Raw genomic sequence first — 15,679 nt, 5'->3', positions numbered from 1 at the left:
AGAGCCTACCCTGCAGTAAGCAATGAACAAGTTCTAGTTTTTCAAATTCCCGGGCCCCGGGCGGCACGCAAACGCACCGCCCGGGACACCGGCGTCACTTGCCGACGAACTTCGCCTTGCCGGGGCCGTTCTCGATGAACGAGGCCATGCCGATGGTCCGGTCCTCGGTCGCGAACAGGGCGGCGAACTGGGCGGCCTCGATCTTCAGGCCGGTGTTCAAATCGGTGTCCAGCCCCTGGTCGATGGACGCCTTCGCGGCGGCCAGCGCACGGGAGGCGCCCCCCACGAACTGCGACGCCCACGTACGGGCGGCGTTGTACACCTCGTCGGGGGCGACCATCTCGTCGATCAGGCCGATCTGCAGCGCCTCCTCGGCGCCGACGAAACGGCCGGTGAACACCATGTCCTTCGCCTTGGCCGGGCCGATCAGCCGAGCCAGGCGCTGGGTGCCGCCACCACCGGGGATGACGCCGAGCAGCACCTCGGGGACACCGACCTTGGCGTTGTCGCCGGCGATCCGCCGATCCGCGCCGAGCGCGATCTCGAGTCCGCCGCCGAGCGCGTAGCCGGTGATCGCGGCGACCGTCGGCTTCGGGATGTCCGCGATCGCGCCGAGCGCCGACTGCAGTTCACCGGCGATCGGAGCCATGTCGGCGTAGGTCATCTCCGCCATCTCCTTGATGTCCGCGCCCGCCGCGAACACCTTCTCGCCGCCGTACACGATGACGGCCTTGACCTCGTCGTTGACGGTGGCCTCACGCGCCGCCGCCCGCAGCTCCTCCTGCAGCTGACGATTCAGGGCGTTCATCGGGGGACGGGCCAGTCGGATGGTGCCGATGCCGTCGGAAACTTCGAGGGTTACGAACTCAGCCATGTGCGGAAGGCTACCGCCTGCGCCTGAACCGAATCCCGGCGGCGCTACCGCTTGCTCCGAACCAATCCGGCGGCGCTACCGGTTGCTCCAGGGATGGACTCCGGCGGCGTAGTAGGGGTCCTGTCCCGGGAACCGCACCCGCAGCTGACCTTCCTCCTGGTAGAGCGTCGGCAGGATCCGGGGGATCTCCGGTTCGGCCGCGAGAACCGCGTCCACCGACCCGAACTCGGCGATCGACCGGAGCTGCGTCCACGTCGGCGGCAGCAGCATCGTCCTGCCCGCCCGCCAGTCGGCGATCGCTTCCTCGGGCGTCTGCCACGCGACCTCGGCGGCCTCCGACGTCTCGCCGTCCGCGGTCTGTCCCGTCGGCGCGGCGGCGACGAAGAACCGGGTGTCGTAGCGGCGGTGCTCACCGACCGGGGTGATCCAGTTCGCCCACGGGCGAAGCAGATCCGCGCGCAGCACCAGGCCCTCCCGGGAGAGGAACTCGCTGAACGAGAACTCCCGCGCCTCGAGCTGCTTGCGCGCCTGCGCGTAGCCGGCGGTGTCGGCGACGACCGTGTCCGCGGTCGGCCCGGCGAGCAGCACCCCGCACTCCTCGAACGTCTCCCGCACCGCCGCGCAGACCAACGCCTTCGCCCGCGCCTCGTCGACCCCGAACCGCTCGGCCCACCACGACACCGAGGGCCCGGCCCACGCGACGTCCGCGGTCGCGTCCTGCGGGTCGACACCGCCGCCGGGGAACACCGTCATCCCGCCTGCGAAGGCCATGCCGGCCACGCGGCGCAGCAGGAACACCTCCGGACCGGACGCGCCGTCGCGCACCAGGATGACGGTGGAGGCGTCCTTCACCGGGACGTCGGGATGCAGTTCGTTCGAAGCCATGTGACGCAACTTACGCCCCGCGAACCACCCTCCCCCGTCAGCCCCTCCCCGGCATGGGAAGGGGGTGGGGTCAGCGGCGGTGCTGACCGGGCAGGCGGCTGCGGCGGGCGAAGAACCGGCCGTCGACGCGGTCGAGGGCGATGGATTGGCTGAACGCGGTGGTCAGGTTCTCGGCGGTGATGACGTCGTCGATCAGACCCTGCGCGACCACCTCACCCTCCTTCAGGAGCAGGGCGTGCGTGAAGCCCGGCGGGATCTCCTCCACGTGGTGGGTGATCAGCACGGTCGCCGGCGCATCCGGGTCCGCGGCCAGGTCGCCGAGGCGGGCGACGAGTTCCTCGCGGCCACCGAGGTCGAGGCCGGCGGCGGGCTCGTCCAGCAGCAGCAGTTCGGGGTCGGTCATCAGCGCCCGGGCGATCAGCACCCGCTTGCGCTCGCCCTCGGAGAGGGTGCCGTAGGTGCGATCGGACAGGTGCTCGGCGCCGATGCTCTCGAGGATCTCCACCGCACGGTCGGTGTCCATCGCCTCGTATCGCTCACGCCAGCGGCCGAGGACGGCGTAGCCGGCGGAGACGACGAGGTCCTTGACCAGTTCGTCGGCGGGCACCCGGTGTGCGAGCGCCGAGGACGACAACCCGATCCGGGGCTTGAGTTCGTTGACGTCGACCCGTCCGAGTGTCTCGCCTAGCAGATTCGCATTGCCCGACGTCGGGTGGACCTCGCCTGCGGCGATGCGCAGCAACGAGGTCTTGCCCGCACCGTTCGGGCCGAGCACGACCCACCTCTCGTCGAGCTCCACCTTCCAGGTCACCGGACCCACCAGGGTCACGCCGCCGCGGCGGATCAGGACGTCGTCGAAGTCGATGAGCAGATCGGGATCAGGTTCGGACACGGCAGTCATCTTCCCGCACCGGTGTTGCGGGAGTGAAATGGGATCAGAGGCGCGTGTCGCGGGGTCACACCAGCGCGTCCCAGAACTGCTCCTCGAACACCGCGACCCGCCCGAACGCGGTGCGCTGCGCGTCGGTGGGTTCTCCCTCCCCGAGCAACGCCCCCAGGTCCTCGACGTACGTGGCGAACGGCGCCGCGCTCCAGTTGTCGATGAACTCGCGGTACCGCGACTCGGCGTCGGCGGCACGTTGCCGCACGGTCGTCCAGGCGTCCAGGTAGGCCTTCTCGATCCCGTACAGCACGACGGACGCGACGTCGTAGCCGTCGTGCAGGCTCGCAAGCATGAACGAGGTGTATGCGATGCACCCGTCGCTCGGCCGGTGCCCGTGTCGATCCAGACCTCGCCGCTCGAGCTCCGCACGAAACAGGTCGAGCTCCGAAGTCAGAGCGGCGATTCCGCCCGCGATGACGTCCCGGGAACGCTCGTCGGGGGCGAGGCTGAGCACCCCGCCGAGGAACCGCCGGAACTCGACGACGAAGGCGTGGTCCTCGAGCAACCAGCGGTCGAAGGCCGCCTCCGGCAGGGTGCCGTCCGCGGTGGCGAGCACGAACGGGTGCTCCGCCGACCGCTGCCACCGCTGCGCCTCGCCCAACAGCAGGGCCTGCGCCGTCGTACTCACCGCGCGTCCCAGAACGCGAGCTCGTGCCGCATCGCCGTCATGAACGCCTCCTCCGCGACCGCCTCGTCCGGCGCCGCCTCGTCCAGCATCTCCGCACACCGGTCGGCGAGCGCCGCGAATCCCGGATCCGCGTAGGTGTCCACCCAGCGGCGGTAGCGGGGATCGGCGGGCGGGTCCTGCGCGAGGGCAAGGCCCAGCTGCGAGTACCCCCACATGCACGGCAGCAGCGCCGCCAGTCCACGCCCGTAGTCCGCGGCCGACTCGAGCAGGAACTCGGTGTACGCCGCGCACTGCGGGCTCTTGACCGCGGTGCCGAAGTCCGCACCGAACGGCTCGGACAGCTCTCGGTGCAGACTCAACTCCTCGTGCAGCGTCGAGTGCGCCAGGTCCACCAGATAGCCGAGGTGCCCGTCGGGGGCCTGCCACGCCAGGCGCGCGAACACCCGGGTGTAGTCGAGCAGGTACAGGTAGTCCTGCTCGAGCCAGCCGCGGAACAGTGCCGGATCCAGGTCGCCGCGCGCGATCCCCACGACCGTGGGGTGGGCGAGCTGCTCCGCGAGCAGCGCCCGCCCCTTCTCCTGCAGTCGGGACGAGAGAGTCACGCCCGCACCACCTTTCGCTTGTCGATCAGGCCGAGCAGCAACGCCAGCCCGGCGGCGACCACCAACGCGGCGAGCGACGCGGACCAGCCGGAGGCCGGAATCCCCAGCGACGACTGCAGATTCGTCCACCAGCGCGTCCAGCCGGCACCGAAGCCGGTGAAGTAGGTCGGCGTCACCAGCTGGTAGACGACGAACCCGGCGACCCACGGCACCAACATCACCCAGCGGGTGGGCGACTGCGCCGACACGTCCCAGTGGCCGCGCCGGAGCAGGTAGAACGATGCCAGGAAGGTTCCGGTCAGCGGCACGAACACGGCACCGATCAGGAACAGGAACGGCTCGTAGCTGTATGCGTCGACCGTCAGTGCGAGCAGCGTCGCGACCACGCCGACCCCGATCACGAGGAATCGGCGGTCCAGGTTCGGTCGCAGGTTCTGCGCACTGATCGCGGTGGAGTAGATGTTCGCGAACGCCTCGTCGACCTCGTCGACCAGCAGGATGAGCAGCGCAACCCCCGCCAGCGGCAGGACCAGCAGGCTGCCGATCACGTCGAAGCCGGGTTCGAGCCCGAACGCGACGAACGCCAGGACGCCGAGCGCGAAGAAGGCGACCGTGGCGCCGCCGTAGCCGACAGTGGCGCCGAGGAACGCCGCCCGTGGGGACCGGGAGTGCCGGGCGTAGTCGGCGGCCAACGGAACCCAGGAGATCGGCATCGCGATCACCAGGTCGACGCTGGTCCAGAACCCGGCGAAGCTGCCCTCGGTCAGCGACGGCAGATCCTTCATCAGCACGTTCACCAGCAGGTACACCGTGGACGCGAGCGCCGCCCAGACCGCATACCGGGCCAGGATCTTGACCACCCGCAGCGGGTACAGCGCCATCACCGTCGCCAGCACACCGCCGAGCAGCACGAACGGCCACCGCTGCCACCCGGTCAGCCGGGCCGCGGTCTCCGCGATCACGAACACCTCGAAGGTCGCCCAACCGACACACTGCACCAGGTTCAGCACCGTCGGCAGCGCGGAGAGCCGGGTACCGAGCAAGCCGCGCATCATCACCATCGCGGGGGCGCCGACCGAGGCGCCGGCGGCTGCACACAGCCCGAGCAACGCCGACCCGATCAGCGCACCGACGACCACCGCGAGCAGCGTGGCGAGCAGCGACTGTCCCTGCAGCACCGCGAACGTCGCAGCGACCGGCAGCAGCAGGGAGATTCCGAGATTGCCCCACAGGCCGACCTGCGCGCCGAATCCCAGGGTGCGGGTTGGTGATTCGTCCAGGGTGAAGGACGGCTCGGCCTGAGCCGACCCCGGTGACGGACGTGTCGGTACGACGGACATCGCACTGCTCCCTACGCCGGAATGACCCGGATCAGGTGTGACGGTCGGAGCAGCCGTGCTCCCTCTCAGCCCTACGACGCCAGGGCTCCCGTGCTGGATGGACGACGCTCACACTAGGCCGTCGTCACGGCGCAGTCCAAGCCGCCCCCTGCCCCGCAAGAACGCCGACCCGGCTGCGCCCATCGAGCCGACCCGGCTGCGCCCATCGAGCCGACCCGGCTGCGCGACGGTATCGCTCGCGCTGATTCCAAACCTTCCCGACGTCGGCCCGCCCGCGCACCATGACGCCCTGACCCGCCGTGTGCGGGGCCATCAGAGGGGGTTCCGTTGTCCGTGACCACTGCCGCAGAGGCGCCGGTTGCGCCGTCCGCCGGGTCGCAGGCGCACCACCGCCGCCGCGGTCTGCTGCGGGCGCTTGCACCGCTCACGCTGCTGCTCGTCTGGCAGATCGGCAGCCGGACCGGACTGCTGTCCGAGCGGGTGTTGCCCGCGCCGTCGGTGATCCTCGAGGCCGGCGTCGAGGTCTTTCGTTCCGGTGCGCTGACCGACGCCCTGCTCGTGTCCGGGCAGCGGGTCCTGATCGGGTTCGCGCTCGGCGCCGTGCTTGGCGTCGGCTTCGGAGTCGTCGCCGGTATCGGCCGGATCGGCGAGTACATCGTGGATCCGCCGTTGCAGATGCTACGAACCGTACCGCTGTTCGGCCTGATCCCGCTGTTCATCATCTGGTTCGGCATCGGGGAGGAACCGAAGGTCTTCCTCATCGCGCTCGGCGTTGCATTTCCCCTGTACCTCAACACCTTTGCCGGGATCCGTCAGCTGGACCCGAAGCTCCTCGAACTCGGCCAGGTGTTGCGGCTGCGCCGGTTGGTGATCCCCGGTGCGCTGCCGCACATCCTGGTCGGGTTGCGTCAGAGCCTCGGCGTGGCATGGCTCTCGCTGATCGTCGCCGAGCAGATCAACGCGAGCAAGGGTCTCGGGTACATCGTGAACAACGCGCGCGAGTTCCTGCGCACCGACATCGTCATCTTCGGCCTGCTCGTGTACGGACTGCTCGGGCTGGTCACGGATGCACTGGTACGCGGGCTGGAGCGGCGGGCGCTGCGCTGGCAGCCCGCCGCGGCCTGAGGAGGACCACGTCATGACAGACACCATCACCGCCTCGCCGGTGTCCACGGCTCCGGCCGCCCGAGTCACCGGTCTGCGGAAGAGCTTCGGTGGCCGGCCCGTACTCGACGGGATCGACCTCGAGATCCGCCGCGGCGAGATCGTCGCCCTGCTCGGACGCAGCCGATCGGGCAAGTCGACTCTGCTGCGGGCCCTGACAGGCCTGTCCGGCGACCACGAGGGGCAGGTCACCACCGACGGATACCCCACCGTCGTCTTCCAGGAACCCCGGCTGGTCCCGTGGCTCGACGTGACCACGAACGTCGAACTCGGCCTGCCCGACCCCCGCCGTGGTCCGGGACGCCGCGACCGGGCGGCCCGGGTGCTCGGCGAGGTCGGTCTCGGGCATCGCCGGGACGCGTGGCCGTTGACGCTGTCCGGCGGCGAGGCGCAGCGAGCAGCCCTGGCCCGGGCGCTGGTCGCGGAACCGACGCTGCTGCTGCTCGACGAGCCGTTCGGTGCGTTGGACGCGCTGACCCGGCTCTCGGTCCACGACCTGTTGCTCGGCCTGTTCGCCGAGCACGGATTCGGCGTCCTCCTCGTGACCCACGACGTGACCGAGGCGGTGGCACTGGCCGACCGGGCCGTGATTCTGGACGGCGGCCGCATCGCCCACGAGGTGCCGATCGCCCTGCCCCGCCCGCGCAGACGCGCCACCGCCGAGACCGCCGAGTACTCCGCCCGACTGCTCGAACTGCTCGGCGTACCCACCTGAGCCCGACTCCACCGCCGCCACTTCCCACCGCCGCCACTTCACACCGCCGACCGCTCCTCACCGAAACAGGACCACGCCCAATGAAACTCAGCACCTTCGGCCGTCGACGACTCGTCGGACTGGCCGCGATCACCGCCACCGCGCTGGCACTCACCGCGTGCGGCGGATCCGACGGCGACGCCACCGAAGCGGCAGCGACCGGACCGGTGGACCTGTCCACCGTCACCCTCGAGGTCGGTGACCAGAAGGCCACGTCCATCGAGGTTCTGCTGCGCGCGTCGGGACAGCTCGAGAACCTGCCCTACAAGATCGAGTTCTCCTCGTTCACCGCGGGACTGCCGCTGATCGAGGCCGCGAGCGCCGGCGGCATCGACCTCGCCCAGACCGGCAACACCCCGGTGATCTTCGGTGCCGCGTCGAAGGCGGACATCAAGATCGTCGGGGCGCTCGAGGCGACCGGTCAGGGCGACGCGATCCTGGTCGGCAAGGATTCCCCGGCGACGTCGGTGGCGGATCTGAAGGGCAAGAAGATCGCGACGTTCAAGGGCAGCTCGGCGCACGCGAACCTGCTGCTGCAGCTGCAGAAGGCGGGTCTGGACCGCACCGACGTCGAGACGGTGTTCGTCTCCCCCGCCGACGGATACACCTCGCTGACCAAGGGCGACGTGGACGCCTGGGCGACATGGGATCCGTACACCGCGATCGCCGAGAAGGAATCCGGCGCGCGGGTGATCGCGACCGCCGACCAGGCCGCCAACGGCTACAACTTCTGGGCCGCGTCCGGCGCCGCCCTCGACGATCCGGGCAAGACCGCGGCCGTCGACGACTTCCTCGGCCACTACGCCGCGGCGACCGCGTGGTCGCAGGACAACCTCGACGAATGGTCCGCGAAGTACGCCGAACTCACCTCGATCAGCCCCGACGCGTCGCGAACCACCTGGACCCGGTCGATCAAGCAGCCGATTCCACTGACCGATGCCGTGGTGGCCTCCGAGCAGGAGATCGCCGACGCGTTCACCGCGGCCGGGGAACTGCCCGGCACGGTCGACTTCGCCGGGGCGGTCGACCGGAGGTTCGAGGGCTAGGACGCCGCTCCCCGGCCGGGCGGGTCAGAGGGCGGCGATGACCGTCATCGACCCGGGTGCGACCTCGGTGAATCCGGCGTCGCGTACCGCCACTGCCCGTCCGGCGTCGACCTCCGCGGCCAACGCGGACCAGCGCTGCGGGTCGGCGTCGCGGACCGAGCAGCGGAAGCCGTTCGCGGCCCATTCCGCCGCCTGCCGGGCGCTCATGGCACCGGCCAGCAGCATCGCCGCGTGCCCGACCTGGGCGGCGGCCTTGCCGACGGTCATTCCGAGTTCGGCGTCCAACCACAGCACCGGCACGCCTGCGGCGGGGTCGCCCGGGTCGTCGTGGTCGAGATCGGTGCCCCCGATCTGCAGTTTGCGGATCCGCGTGTCGAGGGCGCCGACCGGTCCGGGCACGAAGGCCCGGGCCTGCGCGCCGTCGACCTCGACGGTCACCCCGTCGACGTCCTGCGCGGCCAACCACTGCGCACCGCGGGCGCGGCGGGCCACCTTCCGGATCCGGGCGTCGGTCCACGCGAGGTAGTCGCGCCGCCACGGCCCCGCCTCGCCGTCCGGTCCGACCCCGACGCGCTCGTCGAGGCACAGCGCGGCGGTCGCGGCGGCCGCGGCCTCCAGCAGCGCGCTCCGAGCGGGCCGGTCGACCTTCGGGATGTGCAGCACCAGCGGCATCGCCAGCACCTGCGCCGGATCGTCCGGGTCGGGCCGGTGCCCGTAGCCCGCCGCGAGGACCGCGTGCCGGGCCGCGAAATGGGCGTCCAGTTCGGGCAACATCAGAGCGGAACTCGGCGCACCAGTCCGTCGACGGCGTCGGCGGCCTCGACCTCGTCGCGGGTCACGCCGAGCACGAACAGCACCGCGTCGAGGAACGGGTGCGAGAGCGCGGTGTCGGCGACCTCGCGCAGCGCAGGCTTGGCGTTGAACGCGACACCGAGACCGGCGGCATTGAGCATGTCGATGTCGTTGGCGCCGTCTCCGACCGCCACGGTCTGTTCCAGCGGCACACCGACCTGGGCGGCGAACTTGCGCAGCGCGACGGCCTTCGCGGCCCGGTCGACCACGTCGCCGACAACCCGTCCGGTGAGCTTGCCGTCGACGATCTCGAGGGTGTTGGCCTCGACGAAGTCCAGTTCGAGCTCGTGCGCGAGACCCTCGATGACCTGACGGAATCCACCGGACACCACGCCGCAGTGGAACCCGAGGCGGCGCAGCGTCCGGATCGTGGTGCGGGCGCCGGGGGTCAGCTCCAGCGCCCGGCCGACCTCGTCGATCACCGACGCGTCGAGACCGGCGAGGGTCGCCACCCGCTGGTGCAGGGATTCGGTGAAGTCGATCTCGCCGCGCATCGCGGACTCGGTGACCTCGCGGACCTTGTCCTCGACGCCGGCGTGGGCGGCGAGCATCTCGATGACCTCGCCCTGCACCAGGGTGGAGTCGACATCGAACACGATGAGCCGCTTGGCCCGGCGCGCCAGCCCGGCCCGTTCGACGGCGATGTCGACCGCCTCGACCATCGCCAGCTCGGAGAGCCCGGTGCGCAGCCGTCCGTCCGTCTCGCCGCTGGTGTCGGCCGCGGTGACCATCAGCTCGAGGCCGGTCACCGGGTAGTCGGCGACGCCACGAATGGAGTCGATGTTGGCGCCCTGCTTGGCCAGTTCCCGCGCGATGTGACTGAAGGAGCGGGCGGTGACCGGGCTGCCGAGCACCACGACGGCATGCGTCGACGGCGCGACACGATCGCCGGCGTCGGCGCCGATCTCGACGTCCACGGCCATTCCGACGGTGGCCATGGCGTCCTCGAGCGCCTCCTGCAGCGCCTCCGGGTCCGCCGGGCACTCGACGAGCACGCCGAGCGTCAGCCGTCCACGGATGACCACCTGTTCGACGTCGAGCAGGCTGACCTGGTGGCGTGACAGCGCGGCCAGCAGCACCGAGGTGACACCGGGCCGGTCCTTACCCGTCACCGTGACCAGAACCGTGGTCCCCGACTTCATCGAGGCATCCGAACCCACCGAGAAACTCCCTCCATCCCGCGGGCACCGCCACGGGTATCGCCATTCATTGTGCCAATCGTGCTCGCGCAGTAACCAGAAGGCCCCGCCCGAATCTCGGGCGGGGCCTCGTGGTCACGCGTGTGCGACGCCTAGTGCGCGTCCTCCAGGACCGCGGTGGCCTGCTTGTGGCCGGGGCCGACGTGCGCCTCGGCGCGCATCCGCTCGACCATGTGCGGGTAGTGCAGCTCGAACGCCGGGCGCTCGGAACGGATCCGGGGCAGCTCGGTGAAGTTGTGCCGCGGCGGCGGGCAGGACGTCGCCCACTCGAGCGAGTTGCCGTAACCCCACGGGTCGTCGACCGTGACGACCTCGCCGTAGCGGTAGCTCTTGAAGACGTTCCACAGGAACGGCAGCGTCGAGGCCCCGAGGATGAACGCGCCGATCGTGGAGATCGTGTTCAGCGAGGTGAATCCGTCGGACGGCAGGTAGTCCGCGTAGCGACGCGGCATGCCCTCGTTGCCCAGCCAGTGCTGCACCAGGAAGGTGGTGTGGAAGCCGATGAACGTGAGCCAGAAGTGCCACTTCGCGAGACGCTCGTCCATCATCCGTCCGGTCATCTTCGGGAACCAGAAGTAGATGCCGGCGTAGGTGGCGAACACGATGGTGCCGAAGAGCACGTAGTGGAAGTGCGCGACGACGAAGTACGTGTCACTGACGTGGAAGTCGAGCGGCGGGCTGGCGAGCAGGACGCCCGAGAGGCCACCGAAGAGGAACGTCACGATGAAGCCGACCGAGAACAGCATGGGCGACTCGAATGTCAACTGTCCCTTCCACATGGTGCCGATCCAGTTGAAGAACTTCACACCGGTCGGGACCGCGATCAGGAACGTCATGAACGAGAAGAACGGCAGCAGGATGGCGCCGGTGGCGTACATGTGGTGCGCCCACACCGCGACGGACAGGGCGGCGATGCCGAGGGTCGCGTACACCAGGCCGCTGTAACCGAAGATCGGCTTGCGCGAGAAGACCGGGAAGATCTCCGAGACGATGCCGAAGAACGGCAGCGCGATGATGTACACCTCTGGGTGGCCGAAGAACCAGAACAGGTGCTGCCACAGAATGACGCCGCCGTTGGCGGGGTCGAAGATGTGGGCGCCGAACTGGCGATCGACGAACACGCCGAGCAGCGCCGCGGTCAGCAGCGGGAAGGCGAGCAGGATCAGGACGCTGGTCACCAGGATGTTCCAGGTGAAGATCGGCATCCGGAACATTGTCATGCCGGGGGCACGCAGGCACACCACGGTGGTGATCATGTTGACGCCACCGAGGATGGTGCCGAGGCCGCTGACGCCGAGGCCCAGGATCCACAGGTCGGCGCCGACGCCGGGCGAGTGCACCGCGTCGGTCAGCGGCGCGTAGGCGGTCCAGCCGAAGTCGGCGGCACCACCCGGGGTGATGAAGCCTGCGGTCGCGACGGTGGAGCCGAACAGGTACAGCCAGTAGCTGAAGGCGTTCAGACGCGGGAACGCGACGTCGGGCGCACCGATCTGCAGCGGCAGGATGTAGTTGGCGAAGCCGAAGACGATCGGCGTCGCGTACATCAGCAGCATGATCGTGCCGTGCATGGTGAACAGCTGGTTGAACTGCTCGTTCGACAGGAACTGCATGCCGGGGATCGCGAGTTCCGAACGCATCAGCAGGGCCATCAGGCCGCCGATGAGGAAGAACGCGAACGACGTCACCATGTACATGATCCCGAGCACCTTGGGATCCGTAGTGGTGATCATCTTGTAGATGTACGAGCCCTTGGGTCCCAGTCTCGCCGGGAACGGCCGTTTGGCCGTTAGCTCTGGGACTGGCTGGGGCGCTACGGCAGTCACTGATCCTCCTGAATGTGCCCTTGGTCGCTCCGCAGGCTCGCTCAGGACGTCCACCTCGGGCTGCGAGACGAACATCCTCATGGCTTGCGCTCTGAGGAATCGTAGACCGTCGCCCCGCGATCCGCGGAGCCGGTCCTACCCACTGTCGTACTTCGTGTCCGTTCCCGCCATCTGTTCTCCTCTGACCAGGGACGACGGCGGCGGCCCCGCGACGCGCCGGGGACCCACACTCCCGGCCGGGACCGCGCCGGACGCACCGCGGACGGTCGGCGCACCGACCTCACGACACAGGGACAACCCGATCGATTGTTAAGGTTTCCCTTACCTAACCCGACATCCTCGCAACCGATCGAATGGGATATGTCACACACCGGGCCGACGGGCTGCCCGACCGTCCCGGTGACACCCGCACCGAGCACGCCGGCGATGCGGTCGCCGTCGGCGACCTCGCCGAGGCCTTCGGGGTCGACCCGCAGCGCGGATAGTCTCGTCGTGCCCCACCCGAGAGGACAGAAGTTCACATGCGCAAGCCCACCCTCGCCCGCCGCACCGCCCCTGTCGCCCTGCTGGCGGCGACCGCCCTGGTCCTGACCGCGTGCGGCGGCTCCGACACCGACGACGCCGCGAGCACCATCGTGCGCAGCACCACCAACGTCGCCGGCGCCGGCGTGCTCGGCAACGACCGCGACACCGAGAACGTGTGCGGTCCGACCGCCCCCGTCGACCCGGCGGGTGTCACCGGCACGGTGCGCAAGGTCACGCACGCGGCCGGCGAGACCGAGGTCCCGGCCGACCCCAAGCGGATCGTGGTCCTCGACACCGACAAGCTCGACTCCGTGTGCGCACTCGGCCTGCAGGACCGGCTCGTCGGCGCGGCCGCCGCCGACGCCATCGGATCGCAGCCGAAGTACCTCGGCCCCACCATCGCGGGCGTCGAACTGGTGGGCACCCTGCAGGAACCGAACTTCGAGAAGATCGCGGCGCTGCAGCCGGACCTGATTCTCGGCACCAAGTTCCGTGCCCCCGAGGCGTACGAGCGCCTGGCCGCGATCGCCCCGACGGTCTACACCGAGAAGGTCGGCATCACCTGGAAGGACAACTTCCTCCTGGACGGCACCGCCCTCGGTCGCGGCGCCGACGCCCACCGGCTCCTCGACGAGTACCAGACCGCGGCGGTCGAGACGGGCAAGTCGCTCAGCGCCTCGGAGACCCAGGCGTCGATCGTCCGGTTCCGGCCCGGATCGATCCGGGTGTACGGCCCGGAGAGCTTCTCCGGTCAGGTTCTCGCCGACGCGGGCGTGCAGCGTCCCCCGTTCCAGCGCCTCGAGGGCGCCAAGGACCGTCGCTTCGCGGAGATCAGCGAAGAGGAACTGACGAAGGCCGAGGGTGACGTCATCTATGTCAGCTTCTTCGGCGACGAGGCCCAGACCCAGGGCGTCGAGGTGATGAACGGCGGACTGTGGCAGGGCCTCGGCGCCGTGAAGGACGGGCGCGTGTTCAAGGTCGACGACGAGATCTGGATGACGGGCATCGGCGTGGTGGCCGCCCGCGGCATCCTCGACGATCTGGAAGCATCACTCAATGGCTACGTCAACTAGGTCCCGGCTGCTGGTCGCCGCGCTCGGCGGGGCACTGATCGGGTCGGCGCTGACCGCGCCCGCGGTGTCCGCCACCCCCGCCCCGACGGCGAGTGCGCACATCGAGCTCCTCGGCGCCGACGGCATCACCCCACTCGGGAACACCGCCGTCCACGAGGGAGACCGGATCGTGGTGCGCGGCACCGGATTCGACCCGCAGGCGAACACCAGCGGATTGCCGGCCCCGGTGCCGCCGGGCGTGCCGCACGGCACGTTCGTCGCGTTCGGCGCCTTCGCCCCGCACTGGCGACCGTCGGAGGGCGCACCCGCCGAGTCCCGGGTCGGGCAGCAGCGCTCGGCCACCGCGTGGGTGATGTCCGAGGACGCCCTGAACCGGGTCCCCGACGCCCCGTTCGACTTCCGGCGCACCATCCGCCAGCAGTGGGTGCCGCTCGCCGACGACGGCTCGTTCACCGCCACGCTCACCGTGAAGAAGCCCGCGACCACCACACCCGACGCGGTGTACGGGGTGTACACGTATGCCGCGGCCGACGCCGTCAACGCCGCCGAGGAACTGTCCGTCCCGGTCACCTTCGATCCGTCGCCCGGAGCGAACGCCCCGGTGGCACCCGCCCAGGACCTGCTGTGGGGAATCGCGCCCGGATACACGGACCTGGTCAAGACCACGACCCAGGGCTCGGTCGTCGGCAGCGACGGCGCCTCGGTCCGAGGCGACGGCCGGTTCGGGTTCGAACTCGAGGGTGCCGACGTCGATCCGGCGACCGGTCTCGGCACCGTCCGGTACCGCGGCACCGTGGTCTCGTTCACCCGGTTCCACCTGGCGGAGATCGCGCTGGCGGACCCGTGGATCGAGTTCACCGACCGCGGCACCTTCCTGTCCGCCGAGACCTCCGACGGCAACATGGTCGGCACCGACGCGATGACCCGAATCCGGTTCGCCCAGTTGGATCTTCCGGCCCGCCCGGGTGTCACCGGGTTCACCGACGTGCCGGCCCGATTCGCGGTGCCGCTGGCGCCGTCCATCCTGCTGCCCTACTCCGGTCAGCAGTCCGCACCCGTCACATTCCGGTACTGACATGCCCGTCCCCGAGTTCATCACCGAACTGCGCGCTCACGTCGGACACGCCCCGCTGTGGCTGTCCGGCGTGAGCGCGGTGGTCCTCGACGAGGGCGGGCGAATCCTGTTGGCCCGCAGGTCCGACAACGGCCGCTGGGCGATCGTGTCCGGGATCCTCGAACCAGGTGAGCAACCGGCCGCGGCGATCGTCCGGGAGATTCGCGAGGAGACCGGCGTCGAGGTCGAACTGGTCCGGCTGTCCAGCGTGGACGTCACGCCGCCGTTGACGCACGCCAACGGCGACCGGGCCCAGTACCTGGACCTGTGCTTCGTGGCCCGGTACACCGGCGGCAGGCCGCATCCCGCCGACGAGGAGAACCTCGAGGTCGGCTGGTTCTCCCCCGATGCGCTGCCCTCGCCGTTGAACGACAGTTCGATGGGCCGGATCGAGAAGGCCCTGCGCGGGGATCGGGAGACCTGGTTCAGCCGCTGACGGTCACGGGGACTTCGTCTCCCACAGTCCCATCACGTTGCCCTCGGGGTCCTTGAAGTAGGCGGCGAAGCCCATCTCCCCGACCACCGTCTTCTCCCCCACCGGCTCCCCGCCGAGTGTGGTGATCTTCGCGAGCGCGTCGTCGATGCTCTCCACGTGGATGGTGATCACCGGACCCTGCGGAAACGACGGCTCCCGCTCGAACATGCCGCCGCCGATGTAGCCCGGCTCGGCAGGCATGCCGGTCTCCGCGACCGGCCCCGTCGCGACGCCGGTGTAGTTGAGCTCCGGCATCTCGGTGAGCGTCCAGCCGAACACTTCCCGATAGAACGCCCGTGCCCGGTTCCCGTCACTGAACGGGACCTCGAAGTGCACCACTCGACCGCTCATCGCCGCCTCCTAGCGATAGGTGAGAATTCGC

Annotated in this window: 17 protein-coding genes and 1 riboswitch; of the genes, 7 read left to right on the top strand and 10 right to left on the bottom strand. The window is 69.8% G+C overall.

Annotation, left to right across the window (positions count from 1 at the left end; all coding sequences use genetic code 11):
- Positions 1–94: 94 nt before the first annotated feature.
- The 6 genes from ACWDUM_RS17425 to ACWDUM_RS17400 form a co-directional block, all read right to left on the bottom strand.
- Positions 95–874 (bottom strand): enoyl-CoA hydratase/isomerase family protein, encoded by a 780-nt coding sequence (locus tag ACWDUM_RS17425; RefSeq protein ID WP_450112718.1) that lies wholly within the window; start codon positions 872–874, stop codon positions 95–97.
- 75 nt (positions 875–949) lie between these two features.
- A complete protein-coding gene (locus tag ACWDUM_RS17420) occupies positions 950–1,759 on the bottom strand; it encodes an NUDIX hydrolase (protein WP_450134924.1) in 810 nt (269 codons plus the stop codon).
- Between the two features lie 70 nt (positions 1,760–1,829).
- Positions 1,830–2,660 carry an ABC transporter ATP-binding protein gene (locus tag ACWDUM_RS17415; protein ID WP_450112716.1) on the bottom strand — a complete coding sequence of 277 codons (831 nt, stop codon included), beginning with the start codon at positions 2,658–2,660 and terminating at the stop codon, positions 1,830–1,832.
- A gap of 55 nt (positions 2,661–2,715) precedes the next feature.
- Complete coding sequence (locus ACWDUM_RS17410) at positions 2,716–3,330, bottom strand: thiaminase II/PqqC family protein (RefSeq protein WP_450134923.1); 615 nt, start codon at positions 3,328–3,330, stop codon at positions 2,716–2,718.
- Positions 3,327–3,932, bottom strand: coding sequence for a TenA family protein (locus ACWDUM_RS17405; protein ID WP_450134922.1), 606 nt, complete (start codon positions 3,930–3,932; stop codon positions 3,327–3,329). Before ACWDUM_RS17405 ends, ACWDUM_RS17410 begins: the two co-directional genes overlap by 4 nt.
- Entirely contained in the window at positions 3,929–5,272 is a 1,344-nt protein-coding gene (locus tag ACWDUM_RS17400; RefSeq protein WP_450134921.1) for a purine-cytosine permease family protein, read from the bottom strand. Before ACWDUM_RS17400 ends, ACWDUM_RS17405 begins: the two co-directional genes overlap by 4 nt.
- A riboswitch (TPP riboswitch) is annotated at positions 5,264–5,374 on the bottom strand. It overlaps the preceding gene by 9 nt.
- Positions 5,375–5,599: 225 nt before the next feature.
- Here ACWDUM_RS17400 and ACWDUM_RS17395 point away from each other — a divergent pair.
- The 3 genes from ACWDUM_RS17395 to ACWDUM_RS17385 all read left to right on the top strand — a co-directional run bounded on the left by ACWDUM_RS17395 (position 5,600) and on the right by ACWDUM_RS17385 (position 8,236).
- A complete protein-coding gene (locus tag ACWDUM_RS17395) occupies positions 5,600–6,397 on the top strand; it encodes an ABC transporter permease (protein ID WP_450134920.1) in 798 nt (265 codons plus the stop codon).
- Between the two features lie 13 nt (positions 6,398–6,410).
- Positions 6,411–7,151 (top strand): ABC transporter ATP-binding protein, encoded by a 741-nt coding sequence (locus ACWDUM_RS17390; RefSeq protein WP_450134919.1) that lies wholly within the window; start codon positions 6,411–6,413, stop codon positions 7,149–7,151.
- Between the two features lie 80 nt (positions 7,152–7,231).
- Positions 7,232–8,236: an ABC transporter substrate-binding protein gene (locus ACWDUM_RS17385; protein ID WP_450134918.1), complete on the top strand. Its 1,005-nt coding sequence runs from the start codon at positions 7,232–7,234 to the stop codon at positions 8,234–8,236.
- Positions 8,237–8,260: 24 nt separating this feature from the next.
- Here the strand turns inward: ACWDUM_RS17385 and ACWDUM_RS17380 are convergent, their stop codons facing one another.
- The 3 genes from ACWDUM_RS17380 to ctaD all read right to left on the bottom strand — a co-directional run bounded on the left by ACWDUM_RS17380 (position 8,261) and on the right by ctaD (position 12,110).
- On the bottom strand, positions 8,261–9,010 hold the full coding sequence (locus tag ACWDUM_RS17380) for a peptidyl-tRNA hydrolase (RefSeq protein WP_450134917.1): 750 nt from the start codon (positions 9,008–9,010) through the stop codon (positions 8,261–8,263).
- Complete coding sequence (gene serB, locus ACWDUM_RS17375) at positions 9,010–10,230, bottom strand: phosphoserine phosphatase SerB (RefSeq protein WP_450135200.1); 1,221 nt, start codon at positions 10,228–10,230, stop codon at positions 9,010–9,012. The genes ACWDUM_RS17380 and serB overlap by 1 nt, the downstream gene beginning before the upstream one ends.
- Positions 10,231–10,379: 149 nt before the next feature.
- Entirely contained in the window at positions 10,380–12,110 is a 1,731-nt protein-coding gene (ctaD, locus tag ACWDUM_RS17370) for an aa3-type cytochrome oxidase subunit I (RefSeq protein WP_450134916.1), read from the bottom strand.
- A 353-nt stretch (positions 12,111–12,463) separates the two neighbouring features.
- On the opposite strand from ctaD, the gene ACWDUM_RS17365 reads away from it, so the two are divergent.
- The 4 genes from ACWDUM_RS17365 to ACWDUM_RS17350 are packed head-to-tail and all read left to right on the top strand — an operon-like array spanning position 12,464 to position 15,258.
- Complete coding sequence (locus ACWDUM_RS17365) at positions 12,464–12,595, top strand: hypothetical protein (RefSeq protein WP_450134915.1); 132 nt, start codon at positions 12,464–12,466, stop codon at positions 12,593–12,595.
- 36 nt (positions 12,596–12,631) lie between these two features.
- Positions 12,632–13,708 (top strand): ABC transporter substrate-binding protein, encoded by a 1,077-nt coding sequence (locus ACWDUM_RS17360; RefSeq protein ID WP_450112706.1) that lies wholly within the window; start codon positions 12,632–12,634, stop codon positions 13,706–13,708.
- Positions 13,692–14,783, top strand: coding sequence for an HtaA domain-containing protein (locus ACWDUM_RS17355; protein WP_450134914.1), 1,092 nt, complete (start codon positions 13,692–13,694; stop codon positions 14,781–14,783). The genes ACWDUM_RS17360 and ACWDUM_RS17355 overlap by 17 nt, the downstream gene beginning before the upstream one ends.
- Before the next feature lies 1 nt (position 14,784).
- A complete protein-coding gene (locus ACWDUM_RS17350; protein WP_450134913.1) occupies positions 14,785–15,258 on the top strand; it encodes an NUDIX hydrolase in 474 nt (157 codons plus the stop codon).
- 3 nt (positions 15,259–15,261) lie between these two features.
- On the opposite strand, the gene ACWDUM_RS17345 is transcribed toward ACWDUM_RS17350, so the two are convergent.
- The gene (locus ACWDUM_RS17345; RefSeq protein ID WP_450134912.1) at positions 15,262–15,648 is read right to left on the bottom strand and encodes a VOC family protein; all 387 of its coding nucleotides are present in this window, start codon (positions 15,646–15,648) and stop codon (positions 15,262–15,264) included.
- Positions 15,649–15,679 lie beyond the last annotated feature (31 nt).

It is taken from the genome of Rhodococcus sp. NPDC003322 (assembly GCF_053589555.1).
The sequence above is the reverse complement of the archived record's forward strand: the minus strand, read 5'-3'. Positions and strand labels throughout refer to the sequence as shown.

Bases quoted from the DNA above. Each gene is read 5' to 3' on its own strand.
- ACWDUM_RS17425 (WP_450112718.1), bottom strand. From the start codon at position 874: ATGGCTGAGTTCGTAACCCTCGAAGTTTCCGACGGCATCGGCACCATC.
- ACWDUM_RS17420 (WP_450134924.1), bottom strand. From the start codon at position 1,759: ATGGCTTCGAACGAACTGCATCCCGACGTCCCGGTGAAGGACGCCTCC.
- ACWDUM_RS17415 (WP_450112716.1), bottom strand. From the start codon at position 2,660: ATGACTGCCGTGTCCGAACCTGATCCCGATCTGCTCATCGACTTCGAC.
- ACWDUM_RS17400 (WP_450134921.1), bottom strand. From the start codon at position 5,272: ATGTCCGTCGTACCGACACGTCCGTCACCGGGGTCGGCTCAGGCCGAG.
- ACWDUM_RS17390 (WP_450134919.1), top strand. From the start codon at position 6,411: ATGACAGACACCATCACCGCCTCGCCGGTGTCCACGGCTCCGGCCGCC.
- ACWDUM_RS17385 (WP_450134918.1), top strand. From the start codon at position 7,232: ATGAAACTCAGCACCTTCGGCCGTCGACGACTCGTCGGACTGGCCGCG.
- ACWDUM_RS17380 (WP_450134917.1), bottom strand. From the start codon at position 9,010: ATGTTGCCCGAACTGGACGCCCATTTCGCGGCCCGGCACGCGGTCCTC.
- serB (WP_450135200.1), bottom strand. From the start codon at position 10,230: ATGAAGTCGGGGACCACGGTTCTGGTCACGGTGACGGGTAAGGACCGG.
- ACWDUM_RS17365 (WP_450134915.1), top strand. From the start codon at position 12,464: ATGGGATATGTCACACACCGGGCCGACGGGCTGCCCGACCGTCCCGGT.
- ACWDUM_RS17360 (WP_450112706.1), top strand. From the start codon at position 12,632: ATGCGCAAGCCCACCCTCGCCCGCCGCACCGCCCCTGTCGCCCTGCTG.
- ACWDUM_RS17355 (WP_450134914.1), top strand. From the start codon at position 13,692: ATGGCTACGTCAACTAGGTCCCGGCTGCTGGTCGCCGCGCTCGGCGGG.
- ACWDUM_RS17350 (WP_450134913.1), top strand. From the start codon at position 14,785: ATGCCCGTCCCCGAGTTCATCACCGAACTGCGCGCTCACGTCGGACAC.
- ACWDUM_RS17345 (WP_450134912.1), bottom strand. From the start codon at position 15,648: ATGAGCGGTCGAGTGGTGCACTTCGAGGTCCCGTTCAGTGACGGGAAC.